16 protein-coding genes are annotated in these 15508 nt (G+C 63.8%); 11 read left to right on the top strand and 5 right to left on the bottom strand.

Features of this window, described 5'->3' with window-relative positions; translation table 11 throughout:
• Positions 1 to 6: 6 nt before the first annotated feature.
• Entirely contained in the window at positions 7 to 588 is a 582-nt protein-coding gene (locus tag ABFX23_RS14835) for a thymidine kinase (RefSeq protein ID WP_346033771.1), read from the top strand.
• Between the two features lie 3 nt (positions 589 to 591).
• Here the strand turns inward: ABFX23_RS14835 and ABFX23_RS14830 are convergent, their stop codons facing one another.
• Both ABFX23_RS14830 and ABFX23_RS14825 read right to left on the bottom strand, forming a co-directional pair.
• A complete protein-coding gene (locus tag ABFX23_RS14830) occupies positions 592 to 1083 on the bottom strand; it encodes a flavodoxin family protein (RefSeq protein ID WP_346033770.1) in 492 nt (163 codons plus the stop codon).
• Positions 1080 to 2561 (bottom strand): AbgT family transporter, encoded by a 1482-nt coding sequence (locus ABFX23_RS14825; protein WP_346033769.1) that lies wholly within the window; start codon positions 2559 to 2561, stop codon positions 1080 to 1082. The genes ABFX23_RS14830 and ABFX23_RS14825 overlap by 4 nt, the downstream gene beginning before the upstream one ends.
• Before the next feature lie 208 nt (positions 2562 to 2769).
• On the opposite strand from ABFX23_RS14825, the gene ABFX23_RS14820 reads away from it, so the two are divergent.
• Complete coding sequence (locus ABFX23_RS14820) at positions 2770 to 3453, top strand: site-2 protease family protein (protein ID WP_346033768.1); 684 nt, start codon at positions 2770 to 2772, stop codon at positions 3451 to 3453.
• Here ABFX23_RS14820 and ABFX23_RS14815 read toward each other — a convergent pair.
• Positions 3450 to 4346 (bottom strand): hypothetical protein, encoded by an 897-nt coding sequence (locus tag ABFX23_RS14815; protein WP_346033767.1) that lies wholly within the window; start codon positions 4344 to 4346, stop codon positions 3450 to 3452. The genes ABFX23_RS14820 and ABFX23_RS14815 overlap by 4 nt on opposite strands.
• A gap of 93 nt (positions 4347 to 4439) precedes the next feature.
• Here ABFX23_RS14815 and truB point away from each other — a divergent pair, with 93 nt between their 5' ends.
• The 6 genes from truB to ABFX23_RS14785 all read left to right on the top strand — a co-directional run bounded on the left by truB (position 4440) and on the right by ABFX23_RS14785 (position 11217).
• On the top strand, positions 4440 to 5423 hold the full coding sequence (truB, locus tag ABFX23_RS14810; RefSeq protein WP_346033766.1) for a tRNA pseudouridine(55) synthase TruB: 984 nt from the start codon (positions 4440 to 4442) through the stop codon (positions 5421 to 5423).
• Between the two features lie 25 nt (positions 5424 to 5448).
• The gene (gene rpsO / locus ABFX23_RS14805) at positions 5449 to 5718 is read left to right on the top strand and encodes a 30S ribosomal protein S15 (protein ID WP_346033765.1); all 270 of its coding nucleotides are present in this window, start codon (positions 5449 to 5451) and stop codon (positions 5716 to 5718) included.
• Positions 5719 to 5924: 206 nt separating this feature from the next.
• Positions 5925 to 8237 carry a polyribonucleotide nucleotidyltransferase gene (gene pnp, locus ABFX23_RS14800; RefSeq protein WP_346033764.1) on the top strand — a complete coding sequence of 771 codons (2313 nt, stop codon included), beginning with the start codon at positions 5925 to 5927 and terminating at the stop codon, positions 8235 to 8237.
• 102 nt (positions 8238 to 8339) lie between these two features.
• Positions 8340 to 9407: a sensor histidine kinase gene (locus ABFX23_RS14795; RefSeq protein ID WP_346033763.1), complete on the top strand. Its 1068-nt coding sequence runs from the start codon at positions 8340 to 8342 to the stop codon at positions 9405 to 9407.
• Complete coding sequence (locus ABFX23_RS14790; protein WP_346033762.1) at positions 9394 to 10080, top strand: spermidine synthase family protein; 687 nt, start codon at positions 9394 to 9396, stop codon at positions 10078 to 10080. The genes ABFX23_RS14795 and ABFX23_RS14790 overlap by 14 nt, the downstream gene beginning before the upstream one ends.
• Before the next feature lie 72 nt (positions 10081 to 10152).
• Positions 10153 to 11217: a class I SAM-dependent methyltransferase gene (locus ABFX23_RS14785; RefSeq protein ID WP_346033761.1), complete on the top strand. Its 1065-nt coding sequence runs from the start codon at positions 10153 to 10155 to the stop codon at positions 11215 to 11217.
• Positions 11218 to 11231: 14 nt separating this feature from the next.
• Here the strand turns inward: ABFX23_RS14785 and ABFX23_RS14780 are convergent, their stop codons facing one another.
• Entirely contained in the window at positions 11232 to 11750 is a 519-nt protein-coding gene (locus ABFX23_RS14780) for a DUF1993 family protein (RefSeq protein WP_346033760.1), read from the bottom strand.
• Between the two features lie 158 nt (positions 11751 to 11908).
• Here ABFX23_RS14780 and ABFX23_RS14775 point away from each other — a divergent pair, with 158 nt between their 5' ends.
• The 3 genes from ABFX23_RS14775 to ABFX23_RS14765 all read left to right on the top strand — a co-directional run bounded on the left by ABFX23_RS14775 (position 11909) and on the right by ABFX23_RS14765 (position 15050).
• On the top strand, positions 11909 to 12856 hold the full coding sequence (locus ABFX23_RS14775) for an SDR family oxidoreductase (protein ID WP_346033759.1): 948 nt from the start codon (positions 11909 to 11911) through the stop codon (positions 12854 to 12856).
• A 2-nt stretch (positions 12857 to 12858) separates the two neighbouring features.
• Positions 12859 to 14214 (top strand): MFS transporter, encoded by a 1356-nt coding sequence (locus ABFX23_RS14770; RefSeq protein WP_346033758.1) that lies wholly within the window; start codon positions 12859 to 12861, stop codon positions 14212 to 14214.
• A 218-nt stretch (positions 14215 to 14432) separates the two neighbouring features.
• Complete coding sequence (locus ABFX23_RS14765; protein WP_346033757.1) at positions 14433 to 15050, top strand: class I SAM-dependent methyltransferase; 618 nt, start codon at positions 14433 to 14435, stop codon at positions 15048 to 15050.
• Positions 15051 to 15065: 15 nt separating this feature from the next.
• Here ABFX23_RS14765 and ABFX23_RS14760 read toward each other — a convergent pair whose 3' ends face one another.
• A complete protein-coding gene (locus ABFX23_RS14760; protein ID WP_346033756.1) occupies positions 15066 to 15476 on the bottom strand; it encodes a hypothetical protein in 411 nt (136 codons plus the stop codon).
• Between the last annotated feature and the right edge of the window lie 32 nt (positions 15477 to 15508).

Here is a 15508-nt window from a genome sequence, read left to right as displayed (position 1 = left end):
CCGGCCATGGCCAAGCTCTATTTCTACTACGCCAGCATGAACGCGGGCAAATCGACCACGCTGTTGCAGGCGGACTTCAACTACCGCGAGCGCGGCATGGCAACGATGCTGTGGACCGCGGCCATCGACAACCGCGCGGAAAGCCCCATCGCCAGCCGTATCGGCCTCTCCGCCGATGCGCGTCGCTTCACGCCGGGCACGGACTTGTGGCGCGAGGTAATGGCGCAGCACCGTGAAGGCCCGCTTGCCTGCGTGCTGATCGATGAGGCGCAGTTCCTCACGGCCCAGCAGGCCTGGCAGTGCGCGCGGATCGCGGACGAGGGCAATATCCCGGTGCTCTGCTACGGCCTGCGCACCGATTTTCGCGGAGACCTGTTCCCCGGCTCTGCCGTGCTGCTTGGCATCGCGGATTCGCTAGAAGAGCTGAAAGCGGTCTGTCACTGTGGCCGCAAGGCCACCATGAACCTGAGGGTCGGGGAGAGCGGCGAGGCCGTGGGCGAGGGCGCGCAGACCGAAATCGGTGGCAACGAACGCTACACCGCCTTGTGCCGAAAGCACTTTGCCGAGGCGCTAGACATGTATCGCTAGGCGCTAGAAAACGCCCATTTCCAGCCCGGCCCCCAGCGCCCCGCCCAGTTCGCGGGCCTTTTCGAGATCGCTTTCGCCGATGGATTTTTCCGCGAGGATTTCTTCCTTCGTCTGCGCTCCGACGTTGATGATCGGCGTGTCGGCCACTTTCTTGAGACGCCAGCCCGTGCATATCCGCTCGAGCTGCTTTTTTGCGTTCTCGCCGTCCGAGCCGGCGCAGATGATGGCGGCGTAGGGGCGGCCCTCCATCCTGCCGAGCACTTCGTAATAGGTGCGATCGAAGAAGGCCTTCATCACTCCGGCTATCGCGGCGAGGTTTTCCGGGCAGGCGAAGAGATAGCCGTCTGCTGCCAGCAAGTCGTCCGCTTCGGCATCCTCCGCCTTCAGGAACCGCACATCGACATCGCCTGCTTCCAGTGCCGCATCACGCGCAGCCTCAGCCAGTTGGCGGCTGCCGCCGGTGCGTGAGTACCAGATGATCGCAAGCGTGGTCATTCGCCGATGGTAACAGCAGCGGGCACGTCCATGAACACCTGAGCGCCCGGACCCAGCGGCAGATCGAGGATGACCCAGCCCGCGGTCAGCATCATGCCCGTCACCATGATGCCCAGCGCATAGGGCATCATCGTCGCCGTAAGGCTTCCGAGCCCGAATTCCTTCGTCCAGCGCTGGCAGAACACCAGCACCAGCGGGAAGTAGGGCATCAGCGGCGTGATGATGTTGGTGCCGCTGTCGCCCACGCGGTATGCCGCCGTGGTCATTTCTGGCGACAGGCCCAGCAGCATCAGCATGGGCACCATCACCGGGCCAAGCACCGCCCACTTCGCGCTGGCGGAGCCGATCAAAAGGTTCAGCGTCGCGCCGAATATCAGTACGCCCAGCAGCATGGCCCAGCTTGGCAGGCCGCTGGCGCGCAGGGCGTCGGCGCCGTCCACCGCCAGCACGAGGCCCATGTTGCTCCACGCGAACATCGCCACGAAATGCGCGGCAGCGAAGGCGAGGACCATGTAATAGCCCATGTCCTTCATCGCGCCTGCCATCATCTCGACGAGGTCGGCCTGGCTCCTGATCGTGCCCGCCGCGCGGCCATAGGCCCAGCCGGGCAGCAGGAAGACGAGCAGGAAGAACGGCAAGAGGCTGCGGTAGAAGGGCGTCAGGCGGCCCTCGGGCGGCGCGTCCGGATCGACCAGCGGCGCATCCGGCATCAGCACCAGCATGGCCCAGAGGGCGACCAGCGCCAGTACGACGAGTCCTGCGTGCTTCAGGCCACGGCGCTCCTCCGGCGAGGTTGCGGTCTGCTCACCCGCATCCTTCTCTGCCTCCATGGCCGAACCGTCCAGCGCGTAGCCCGACAGGCGCGGTTCGATCATCCGGTCCGTCACGTACCAGATCACCGGAAGGTAGATGATGGTCATGGCGGCGATGAAGTACCAGTTGCCCGCGATATTGGCGGTCCAGCCCTCGAACACGGTGTTCACGCTGGCCTCGGTGATGCCCAGCAGCAGCGCGTCTAGCTGGCCGGGCAGCAGGTTGGCGGAGAAGCCGCCGGAAACGGCGGCGAAGCTGGCGGCGATGCCCACCAGCGGGTGCCGACCGGCAGCATGGTAGATGATGCCCGCCAGCGGGATCATCACCACGAAGGCCGCGTCAGCCGCATGGTTGCCCATCATGGAGACGAGCGCGACGGCGGGCGTCAGCCAGAAGGCCGAAACCTTTGCCATGCTCGCCCGCATGGCCGTGGCGAACAGGCCGGATCGTTCCGCCACGCCCGCGCCCAGCATCACGGTCAGCACGTATCCCAGCGGCGGGAAGTGCGTGAACGTCTCGGGCATTTCGGTGAGAAGGCGCCGCAGGTTCTGGGCCGAGATAAGACTCTCCACCGCGATGATGCGGTTGGTGCCGGTGTCGGGGTCGATTTCCACCGGGTGCGGGGCGGACCATCCCGCCCATGCGGCGACAACGGAAATGGCCACCAGCGCCAGGATGAACCACAGAAAAGAAACACGGGATCGGGCAGACGATTGCCGGTTCTCTCCACCCAGCCGAGAAAGCCTGTTTGCGCTGCTGGTGTCGCTGTTGCCGCCATCGAAGCCCCCGCCTGAAAGGGCGCAGACTGTCACGCGGCCCTCGCGTGGTCCAGTGCTCTTTAACGGGGAGGCGAGTCTCCCCATCTTGCCAGCGATGACAGAGACCCTGATCCTCGCCGCCATCCTGATCCCCTGCCTGGTGATCGCCATCGTTTTTCACGAAGTGGCGCACGGCTGGACGGCGCTGATGCTCGGCGATCCCACCGCGAAGGAGCAGCGGCGACTGTCGCTAAATCCCATCCGTCATGTCGATCCTGTCGGCACGCTGCTGGTGCCCGGCGGTCTGGCGCTGGCGGGCCTGCCGGTATTCGGCTGGGCCAAGCCCGTGCCGGTGATAAAGCAGCGACTGGATAACCCGCGCTTTGGCATGATGGCCGTCGCGGCGGCCGGACCGGGGACGAATTTCGTGCTGGCGCTGATAGGTGCGGTGCTGCTGGGACTGTCGGTGGACGTAAACGCAGCGAGTGTCGGTACGCCCGATCTTTTCACTACCGCGCTCGTCTACTTCATCTCGATCAACCTGTTCCTGGCGCTGTTCAACCTGCTGCCGATACCCCCGTTCGACGGATCGCATATCGTCGAGGGGCTGCTGCCGCGTTCCGCCGCGCGCATATACGACAAGCTGCGCCCTTTCGGCATGATCCTGCTTTTCGCGCTGCTGCTGGTGGTGCCGTACGTCTTTCCGGAGGCGAACATCATCGAGAGGTTCGTGGTGCCGCCGGTCGAATGGGCGATGGGCTACTACTTCGCCGTGGCAGACTGGATCGCAGCGCTTTAGGCCACTGCTGGCTGGATCGGCGCGAAACAGCGCAGCGCCCCGGCGTGGCTCTCGGCGTAGCGTTGTCCGATGATCGCGGCGTAGGTCTCGATATTGTCCAGCCCGTTCTGCATGCAAGTGAGGAACCCGTCGAGAATTCGCGCCTGTTCGGCGTCGCCCGGAACGGCTTCCTCCACCCGTTCGGCAAAGCCACGGATGATCTCGTCGACCGCGGGGCGCGCATTGCGAGCCGAGCGACCGGGAAGAGTGACCAGCGCATCCAGCACGCCGAGGTGGTCGAGCAGACCCGCACCGGGGAAAGGCGCGGCATGGGCGAAGTCGTGCGCGAACAGCGGCGCATCGGCCCGTTCCTGGAAACGGTCGAGATCGGCAAGGTGATCGAAGGCGTAATACCAGTAGGGCGTGCCGTGGCCGGGCGTGGGCTGCGCCATGTGCACGAACCCGCGCCGCATGACGTCGCAGAAGAGCTGGAAGGCATCGGCGTAAACGTGATGCTGCAACTGTGCGTACAGGCTGGCAAAGGCGCTGCCCGGTTCGCGCAGCACAACGTGCCATTCGATGTGGGAAACGTCGGTTGATGCTGCCGCTGCGCCGATCGCCGCCAGCGGGCGATCGTCGTACAGCGCACCCTCGAGGTCTTCCGAAGACAGCACCAGCGTATGGCAACCCGCCTTGCGCGCATTCTCCACCATCGCCACCAGCGGAGCGGGATCGCCCAGCAGGATGCGCCAGACCGCGTGATGATGCGCGGGATAGCCTTGCTGGGGCTGATACCACACGCCTTGCGCGGCCAGCGCGGCGTGATTGTCGTTCAGCACGTGCTGCAGGTAGGTGGAGCCTGTCTTGTGCAGGCCGGGATGGACGATCAGCTTCATGCGGGAGGCAATAGCCATCTGCGGTGAAATTCCGGCGGACCCGTGCATAGGCAAAAACCCCTGGCCGGACTGTCGCTGGACGGGGCGCGGAGGCAGGGCTAGGGCGGCCCCATGTCAGACAAACCCTCGGCAAACGGCTGGATCATTCTCGACAAGCCGCGCGGTCTCGGCTCCACGCAGGCCGTTGGCGCGGTGAAGCGAAATCTGCGCGAAGCGGGCTTCGGCAAGGTGAAAGTCGGCCATGGTGGCACGCTGGACCCGGAAGCCGAGGGCGTGCTGCCGATTGCGCTGGGGGAGGCGACGAAGCTCTCCGGCCGGATGCTGGATAGCGACAAGACCTACGAGTTCACCATCCAGTTCGGCGAGGAGACCGACACCCTCGATGCCGAGGGAGAGGTTGTCGACCGAACCGACCGGCGGCCTCCGCGCGCAGCCATCGCGGCGATCTGCGAACACTTCACCGGCGATATCGACCAGGTGCCGCCGAAATATTCCGCGCTGAAATTGGACGGCAAGCGCGCCTATGATCTTGCGCGCAAGGGCGAGGACGTGGAGCTAGAAACGCGCCGGGTGACGATCCATTCGCTGGAAGTGATGGGCGGTGGCGCTGCGGACGACCGCGTCGGCTCCGCTTTTGCCACCACCCTTGGCCGTCCCGATCCCTACGATCCGCAGGCACCGCTGGAACTGGCGGACACGGCAACGCTGGTCGCCCGTGTCAGCAAGGGCACTTATATCCGTAGCCTTGCACGGGATATCGCGCATGCCCTTGGAACGCTGGGCCATGTCACCTATCTACGTCGCATCAAAGCAGGCCCTTTCAGCGAGGATCAGGCGATTTCGCTGGACAAGCTGAACGAAATCGGTAAGGGCGCGCCTCTTCAAGACCACCTCCTGCCACTGGAGGCGGGGCTGGACGGTATCCCGGCCCTCGCTCTCGATCCGGATAGTGCGCAGGCGGCCCGACAGGGCCGGGTCGTATCCGGATTGCCCCAACCCGACGGGCTCTACTTCGCCAAGCTGGAGGAAACTCCGGTGGCACTGGTGGAACTCGAAGGGGGCGACATGAAAGTCGTCAGGGGTTTCAACGTCTGAGGATACTGCGAAAAGGAAGTACAATATGTCGGTTACTGCCGAGAAGAAGCAGGAAATCATCAAGGACAACGCCGTAGGCAAGGGCGACACCGGTTCTCCGGAAGTACAGGTCGCCATCCTGACCGAGCGTATCCGCAACCTGACCGAACACTTCAAGGATCACCACAAGGACAACCACTCCCGTCGTGGCCTGCTCAAGATGGTCAACAAGCGCCGCAGCTTGCTGGCCTACCTGAAGAAGGTGGACCTGGAGCGGTACAACGCGCTGATCCAGAAGCTGGGTCTTCGCAAGTAAGAGTTTCTCGAAGGGGCGGCTCCAAGAGCCGCCCCTTCGTCTATCTGCAAGCCGTCACATTCGGCTGGCATTTTGAAAGGGCATCCTTCGCAATTCGGTGAAGGGGCCATGAGGCCAAGAGAGGCCTCGCACCGGACCGGGCCGGATCTCCCGGAAAAAGTAGGCCCCATGACGCAATGTGGCGCATGGGTTCAGAAGGAAAATCAATGTTCGACACGAAAACTGTATCGCTGGAGTGGGGCGGAAAGACCCTCACTCTGGAAACCGGCCGTATTGCCCGTCAGGCCGACGGCGCCGTTCTGGCCACCTATGGCGAAACCGTGGTGCTGTGCGCCGTGACCGCCGCCAAGAGCGTGAAGGAAGGGCAGGACTTCTTCCCCCTTACCGTTCACTACCAGGAAAAATTCTCCGCCGCGGGCCGTATCCCCGGTGGCTTCTTCAAGCGCGAAGGCCGCGCCACGGAGAAGGAAACGCTGACCTCCCGCCTGATCGACCGCCCCGTGCGTCCGCTCTTCCCGGAAGGTTTCTACAACGAGATCAACGTGATCTGCCAGGTCCTGTCCTATGATGGCGAGACCGAGCCCGATATCGTTGCCATGATCGCAGCCTCCGCCGCGCTGACCATTTCCGGCGTGCCCTTCATGGGCCCGATCGGTGCCGCGCGCGTCGGCTTCCGTAACGGCGAATACGAACTGAACCCGTCGCTGGACAAGGCGCTGGACGAAGAAGGTCGCCTCGACCTCGTCGTCGCCGCCACGCAGGACGCGGTGATGATGGTGGAGTCCGAAGCCAAGGAACTGACCGAGGAAGAAATGCTCGGCGCCGTCATGTTCGCGCACGAGGAAAGCCGCAAGGTCATCGGTGCGATCATCGATCTGGCCGAACAGGCCGCCAAGGATCCGTGGGAACTCGACCAGGTTGAAGACAAGTCTGGCCTGCTGGAAGAACTGCGCGGTGTGATCGGTGCCGATCTGGAAGCTGCCTACAAGATCACGAACAAGGCCGAGCGCCAGGACGCGATCAACGAGGCGCGCACCAAGGCACGCGAACACTTCGCCGATCTCGCCGAGAGCGATCCGGCTGGCTACATGGGCCGCCTGAAGCTGGTGAAGAAGCTGGAAAGCGACATCGTGCGCGGCTCCATCCTCAAGGACGGCACCCGCATCGACGGCCGCAAGCTGGACGAGGTTCGCCCGATCGAGGCGATGGTCGGCCTGCTGCCCCGCACGCACGGTTCCTCGCTGTTCACGCGCGGTGAAACGCAGGCGATCTGCACCACCACGCTGGGCACCAAGGATGCAGAGCAGATGATCGACGGGCTGGAAGGCCTTTCGTACAACCACTTCATGCTGCACTACAACTTCCCGCCCTATTCGGTTGGCGAAGTTGGCCGTTTCGGCTTCACGGGTCGTCGCGAGACCGGCCACGGCAAGCTGGCATGGCGTGCGCTGCACCCGGTACTGCCGAAGCACGAGGACTTCCCCTACACGATCCGCGTCCTGTCCGACATTACCGAGTCCAACGGCTCGTCTTCGATGGCGACCGTGTGCGGTGGCTGTCTGTCGATGATGGACGCCGGTGTTCCGATCGAACGCCCTGTCTCCGGCATCGCCATGGGCCTGATCCTGGAAGGCGACAACTTCGCCGTCCTGTCCGACATTCTGGGTGACGAAGATCACCTGGGCGACATGGACTTCAAGGTGGCCGGTTCGGAGAAGGGCATCACCTCGCTCCAGATGGACATCAAGGTTGCCGGCATCACGCAGGAAATCATGGCGCAGGCGCTGGAGCAGGCCAAGGGTGGCCGCGCTCACATCCTCGCCAAGATGAACGAAGCCCTGTCCGGCTCGCGTGGTGAGGTGTCCAAGCACGCTCCGCGTATCGAGACCATGCAGATCGACAAGTCGAAGATCCGCGACGTGATCGGCACGGGCGGCAAGGTGATCCGCGAGATCGTTGCCGAGACCGGCGCCAAGGTCGACATCGACGACGAAGGCACGATCAAGATCTCGTCCTCGAACGCCGATGAAATTGCGGCTGCGAAGGCATGGATCGAAGGCATCGTGGAAGAAGCCGAAGTCGGCAAGATCTACACCGGCAAGGTCGTCAACATCGTGGACTTCGGCGCATTCGTGAACTTCATGGGCGGCAAGGACGGTCTCGTCCACGTGTCCGAAATGAAGAACGAGCGCGTCGAGAAGCCGACCGACGTCGTGTCCGAAGGACAGGAAGTTAAGGTCAAGGTCCTCGAGATCGACAATCGCGGCAAGGTCCGCCTGTCGATGCGCGTCGTCGACCAGGAGACCGGCGAAGAGCTGGAAGACACCCGTCCGCCGCGCGAAAAGCGTGAAGGCGGCGACCGTGGTGGTCGCGGCGGCGACCGTCGTGGACCGCGCGGCGGCCGTGATGGCGGTGGTCGTGGTGGCCGTGGCGGCGACCGTGGTGGTCGTGGCGGCAACAAGGGCGGCGACAACGGCGGTGGCGAACACCACATGCCCGCCTTCCTGAAGGACGACTAAGCCACACGCTCAAAACATCGGGCAAGTGATCGGGGCCGTGAGGGTAATCTCCTTCGCGGCCCCTATTGCTTTGTGAACCGCGGTGAATGATACGGCTGCAAGATGTTGAAGACCCTCGATAACCTGTCTGCCGGCAGCCTGTCGTTCCTGCAGAAACTTCCGCTAGCGCGCGACAAGCCTTGGGTGGGATACCTCGTGGCCGCGCTGGCGAGCCTCGCAGGGTACTACGCACGTCGCTGGGTCGGCGGCGCACTGCCGGACGGCTTCCCTTACATCACCTTTTTCCCGCCAGTGATCCTCACCGCCTTCTTCTTCGGCGCACGCCCCGGCGCGCTGGCCGGTCTGCTGTGCGGGCTGATGAGCTGGTATTTCTTTATCCCGCCGTTCGACAGCTTCGCGCTTGATTACCGTGCAGTGGTGGCGCTGTTGTTCTTCGCCGGGATCGTGGTGGTGGACATTGCGCTGATCCATTGGATGCAGGCGGCCAACGCTCGCCTCGCGCTGGAGCAGCAGCGCAGCACTGAACTCGCCGAAACACGCGAGATGCTTTTTCAGGAATTGCAGCACCGGGTGGGCAACAACCTGCAGATGATGTCTTCGATCCTCAACTTGCAGGAAAGGCGTGTGGCCGAAGGGCCGGGCAAGGCGGCATTGTCCGACGCGTCACGCAGGCTTGGCCTGGTGGGCCGGTTGCAGCGCACACTCTATAGCGCCGACGGCGCGCAATTGTCTTTGGCGAAATATACCGACCGGATCGTGAGGGACACGCTGGAGACTTCGGGGCGGACGGATATCTCCTACACCTTCGATGCCCAGGCGAGCGGCGCCCTGCCGACAGAGAGCGCGGTGCCCACGGCGCTGATCGTGGCCGAAGCTGTCAGCAATTCCATCGAGCACGGCTACGCCGACGGGGGCGGCTCCATCGAAGTGACGCTGGTCGGCGGTGAGAACGGGGACGATTACATTATCTGCATACAGGACGAGGGACGCGGACTGCGCGAGGGCTTCGACCTGAGGGATGCCGACAGCCTAGGCCTGCGCATCGCGGTGAACCTTGCGCGCAGCCTCGATGGCGAGTTTACTCTCGAAAACCGCGAGGACGGGAAGGGCGCGATTGCCCGCCTCCTCATTCCCCTGCCCGTGGAGGAGGAAAACGATGCTGCCACGTGAGGAACTGGCTACCGCGCAGATACCCGGCGGCGACACGCTGACGCTGGTCAGCCACGGGCGCGATTTCATCATCATGCTGGGCCGTGACGAGCTGATGGGCACGCGCATGCAGTTCAGCGAGGAACAGCTTGCCCGCCTGACGCTGGAGCGCCTGGACACGCCTGCTCCGCGCGTGCTGATCGGCGGCTATGGCATGGGCTTTACCTACCGCGCTGCCTTGGCGGCCCTGCCCGAAACCGGTGGTGAAGTGGTGGTGGCCGAAGTGGTCGAGGACATTCTCGACTGGGCGAAAGGTCCGCTGGCCGATCTGACAGGCGATTGCCTGGACGATCCGCGCGGCGAAGTCATCATCGCCGATGTCGCCGCTTTGGTGGACGATGCGGTGGACGGCACCACGCCGCGCTACGACGCGATCCTGCTGGACGTGGACAACGGCCCAGACGGGATCGTGCGCGAGGGTAACGAACGGCTCTACACCCGCACCGGCATCGGCCGATTGCGCGATGCGCTGAACGTGGGCGGCGTGCTGGCGGTGTGGTCTGCCGCGCCCGATCACAAGTTCACCCGCCGCCTGAAAGATGCGGGGCTGGACGTCGACGTGCAGCGCGTGCGCGCGCGGCCCAACAACAAGGGCCCGCAGCACACCATCTGGTTCGCCCGCCGCCAACGCTGAAACCAAACCCTCTTCCTTCTGCGCGTCCCGGTGCTAGTCTTTCGGACAAACGCAATCTGGGAGGGTTGAACGATGAGCGAACAGGATATCGATTTCGGCAAGGTCGAAGCCATGGCCGGCAAGGTCATGGGGCACGTGGCAGGCGCTGTCAGCGTCATGATGGCTTATATGGGCGACCAGGCAGGGGTCTGGGCAGCGATGGACGGCGAGGGTCCGATGACGCTGGACCAACTGGCCGCGAAGACCGGGATGGAGCCCAAGTACCTGCGCGAATGGCTGAGATCGGTCGCCGCGGCGGGTTACGTCGAATTCGACGGCGAGAAGGAAACCTTCGAACTGACGCCCGAGGCTGCCCTGATTTTCACCCGCGAAGGCCAGCCGCTGTGCATGCAAGGCTTCTTCCAGGCCGTTGTCGCGCAATACGACACGCATGAGAAAGCGGTGGAAGTGTTCAAATCCGGCGAAGGGCGTCCATGGTCGGATCATTCGCAGTGCCTGTTCTGCGGCACGGACCGGTTCTTCCGTCCCGGCTACGAGGCGAACCTGATCTCCAGCTGGCTGCCGTCGCTCGAAGGCGTGACGGAGAAGCTGGCGGCCGGGGCCAAGGTGGCCGACATCGGCTGCGGCTACGGCAGTTCCACCATACTGATGGCGAGGGAATACCCGCAGTCGCACTTCGTCGGCATCGACTTTCACGAGCCTTCCATCGAGACCGCCAGGGCGCGGGCAAAAGAACAGGGCGTGGAGAATGTGGAATTCCACGTCGCCAAGGCACAGGACTTCGAGGGCGACGGTTTCGACTTCGCCTGCATCTTCGATGCCCTGCACGACATGGGCGACCCTGTCGGCGCGGCGCGGCACATTCGCGAGGCGATGAAACCCGATGGCACCTTCATGGTGGTGGAACCCATGGCAGGCGACACGATGGCTGAGAATATGCACCCTATGGGGCAGATATTCTACGGCTTCAGTTGCATGGGCTGCGTGCCGGTGTCCCTATCTCAGGAAGTGGGACTGGGCCTTGGCGCGCAGGCCGGGCAGAAGCGGCTGGCAGAAGTGCTGAACGAGGCAGGATTTGCGAACGTTCGCCGCGCAACCGAGACGCCGTCGAACATGGTACTGGAAGCCAGGGTCTAGCCGGCCTTCGCTGGCTAGACGGCGGCTGCGCGAATCTGCCCGAGGTAATCCATCTTGCCCACGTCCACCCCGACGTGGCGCAGGATGGCGTAGGCGGTCGTAGCGTGGAAGAAGAAGTTCGGCTGAGAAAAGCTGAGCAGGAAATGCTCGCCTGCGAACGGAATGTCGACGTCGTGCGGCTTGTAGACGAAGTGAACTTCCTGCCCCACGAAGCTTTCCAGTTCGCCGATCGAGAGGGCGCGCAGCTTGTTTTCCGCCGCGCCCAGGTTCAGCCGCATCTGTTCGAGCTCGGTCGTGGGGTCTTCGAGATCGGGGTTCATCTCGCCCTTGCGCACCGCCTCGATCGCGCCCAGCGAGTGACAGATCATCCAGTTCACCTGCTTGGGGAACGGAGCCATGTCGTCCCTCAGGCAGGCCGTGGCGATGGTTTCTTCCGATATGTCGCTGGCCTTGGCCTTCTCGATCCAGCCCTGCGCTGCATTCAGCATCTGAATCATGGTCGGCACCGTGGCATCGTACAGCGAAATCGGCATGGCAGTTCCCTCAAACGGCGCAATCCCGCGCCCGCCCGGTTCCATAGCTGCCACCAGCGGCAACTCTCTGCAAGTTCGGGCAGACCTTTGGCCTCATTGCTTTATGCGTGACATTCGCCAGCCTGCTGGCATTGTGGAGCGCGGAGAGGGAGCGATTCATGGAACATCTGGAGGGCCGCGTCGCCTTCATCACCGGCGGTGCCAGCGGCATCGGGCTCGGCATGGCAAAGGCTTTCCTGGCCGAAGGCATGAAGGTGAGCCTGGCGGACTGGAACGACGATCACATCGCCAAGGCGAAAGCCGCGCTGGCGGGCAACAATGCCGTTCATTTCGTGAAAGCCAACGTGGCCGACCGGGACAACCTGCGGGCCGCGGTGAACGAGACGCTGGAGCATTTCGGCAAGATCCATGTCCTGTGCAATAATGCCGGGGTTAACGGCGGCGGCACGGCGGCCAGCCCCGATTTCGAAGATTGGGACAGGGCGCTGTCGGTCAATCTGGGCGGCGTGGTCAACGGCACCAAGATCGTCGTGCCGATCATCCGTGCGCAGGGCGAGGGCGGCCACGTGGTCAACACCAGTTCCATGGCAGGCGTCGTGCCGCTGCCGGGCCTCGCCGCCTATTCCACTGCCAAGTATGCGGTGCGCGGCTTCTCCGAATCCCTGCGTATCCAGCTTGCCGAGAAGGGCATCGGCGTGTCCTGCCTGTTCCCCGGCGCCACCCGCACCGCCCTGGTGCCGACCCCGGAAGACGATCCGACGCTGGACGAAGAGAATGCGCCGCAGTTCCTGAAAGACCTTTGGGACGCGATGCGCGGGGCAATCGACCCCGAAGATACGGGACGCGCCGTGGTGGAAGCCATTCGCGAGAATCGTTTCTACATCTTCACGAACAGGGAATTCCTGGAGGAAGTGAAGGAACGTCACCGCGAGATCGAGGACGCATTCCCTGATGACGAGCCTACACCCGGTCGCGTGAAATTCGAGAACGCACGGCGCGAGATGGTAAAGAACCTGATGGCGCCCGGCAATCGTCCCGTGCCGCAAACCGATGACGGCGACATGGCTCTCGATCTCGGCTCAAAAAGCCCGGAAGGAAATAGCTGAACATGGCGAGCAATCCCGTGAAGACGACCTTCGGCGATGCGCTGAACGCGCAGCCTGTCAAACCCGTGCAGTGGGCCATCGTCACCGTCTGCATGCTGGTGCTGGTGTGTGACGGTATCGACCTGCAACTGCTGGGCGTTGTCGCGCCCAAGGTGATGGAGGCTTTTGACGTCACCCGCTCCACATTCGGCATCGCCATGATGGCGGCGCTGATCGGCTTCGGCCTCGGCGGCTGGGGCGGGGGCTGGCTGGGCGATGCCATCGGGCGGCGCTGGACTTTGGTAATTGCGGCGCTGGTGTTCTCGCTGGGCACGATGGCGGCGGCAACGTCGGACGGGGTCTGGACCATGGCCTTCTGGCGCATGTTCGCAGGGCTCGGCTTCGGCGGTGCCTATGCCAACGCGCTGGCCATGGCCGGCGAGTGGCTGCCGGATCGGTGGCGACCGGTTGTGGTCAGCACGCTGGCGGTGGGCACGCCCATCGGCGGCACCATCGTGGGCTGGATCGGGCCGGACCTCGAACGCGCATACGGCTGGGAAGGCACCTTCCTGATCTTCGGCATGGCCACGCTGCTGGTGGTGGTGGCGATCTGGGCCGTGCTGCGGGACAGTCCGTCCTTCCTGCTGGCGCGAGGACGCCCTGAACAGGCGGAGATGAACGCAAAGCTCGTGCTGGACGAGAACATTGCTTTAGCACCCGACCGGCACGAGACAGACGTTGCCGACGGCCCGCAGATCGGGGTGCTGCACCCCAGCAACTTCCGCCTCAATCTCGGCATCGGCATCGCTTTTGCCGCAGCCACGCTGGTCGCCTATGGCATCCTCAGCTGGGGCACCACATTCCTGACGGCGCAGGACTTCACGCTGGACCAGGCGGGTGACGCAGTGGCGCTGGCGGGTATCAGCTCGATGATCGGCTCCATCCTGGTCGGCATCGTCATGCGCCGCTTTGGCTCGCGCATCGTCATGGCCGTGCTTTCGGCGATGATGGTGGTGTGGATGCTGGTGATCGGCTCCACGATCGAGGGGCTTCCCGCCGTGCTGGACGACGAGACCCGCAGCTCTGTCACCTGGCTTGTCGGCCTCTCCGGGTTTGCCTTCAGCGCGGCGATTGCGGGCATGTACGTCATGATGACGCACGGCTATCCGCCCAGTTGCCGCTCCGGTGGTATCGGTTTCGGCATCTTCATGAGCCGCGTGGGCGCCGTCTCCGCCACGGGCCTGGGCGGCGCTCTGCTGGATTTCGGCGGAGAGAGCGTCTGGCCGTTCTTCGGCACGCTTGCCGCTGCCGGCGCGCTGGTTTCTGCCGCCGCCTTTGTCGTCGACCGGCACGTCCCGCCGCTCGGCAGGGCGGGCTGACACGCCGGTTCCCGCTGTGGATCAGTGCCCATTCGCCCTGTTCCCAGGGGAACACAGCCCTACTGTCGGGAGTAGCAGGAGTTCGAGCAGTCGGACCTGGACCGAACGCCGCCCTTGGAATTGCCGGCCATGATTGGCATGGGGTGGCTGCCGCCGGGCCGGTGGGAACGTGAAGCAGAAAAAAGGGCGCAAGCCACGTGAGTTCAAATGAGCAGGCTTTGACCAGGAATGGCGGAAGGCGCGGGCCTATCAGCCGGTTGCTGGGCCCCTTTGCCGTATTTCTTCGCGGCTACATCGAGAATCCGGGCATGGTCGCCTCGGTGATACCATCCTCGCGCGTCACCATCGACGCCATGCTGGAACGGGTCGACTGGAAGAGCTGCAAGCTGTTCGTCGAATACGGACCGGGTGTGGGGACTTTCTGCCCCCCTATCCTCGATCGCTTGCCGCCCGGCGGGCAATTGCTGGTGATCGACACCAATCCGCGATTTATCGAATACTTGAACGAGACGATCGACGACGGCCGTTTTCACGCGGTGCTCGGCTCGGCCGCGGATGTCGAGAAGTACGTGCAGCAACTGGGACACGAGAAAGCGGATTACGTCCTGTCCGGCCTGCCGTTCTCCAGCCTGCCGGATGAAGTTGCAACGGCTATCGCAAAGGCCACCCAGCGGGTAATCCGCCCCGGCGGCGCATTCCTCACCTACCAGTTCCGACCCACGGCGAAGGAACTGACGGAAGAATATTTCGACCGGATCGAAACCGGCTTCGTCTGGCGCAACATACCGCCCTGCCTGCTTGTATGGGGCTGGAAGGAACCGGTCGAAGCCAGCTAGGCCAGGCTCAAGTTCCTAACGACAGTTCTTGACGCATTCGGTTGGCGGGATGGCGATAAACGACCCGCTTAGACGAAGAGACTGGCCGTTGCTTAGCCGATAGGTCGGGACATCCATGAATTCCAGTGGATCGCCGCTGTAGTAGACACGGTGCGACGTGGAAACGGCTGCGGCGGGCGATTGGCTTGCCGCCGCGCCGCGGTCCCGGCGAGACCTGTTGGCTCCTCCTGAGCGCGTTTCGCGCAATGCATTGGTAGCGCGGTCGATGGCACCGGCAGAGTTTGCGCCAAGCGACCGGGCCGCAGCGCCGGTCCGTTCCCCCGTACCGGAAAGAATGACTGCCGATTCGGCTGCGTCCTGCGCGAAACTGGGTTGCGCAACGGCGATTGCGGCAATGCCTATCGCGATGCCAAGTGACTTTCTCATAGCTGCCCCCTGTCAATTCCCCTTGCGGGCAA

Source organism: Erythrobacter westpacificensis, assembly GCF_039542285.1.
Lineage (GTDB): Bacteria > Pseudomonadota > Alphaproteobacteria > Sphingomonadales > Sphingomonadaceae > Alteraurantiacibacter > Alteraurantiacibacter westpacificensis.
The sequence above is the reverse complement of the archived record's forward strand: the minus strand, read 5'-3'. Positions and strand labels throughout refer to the sequence as shown.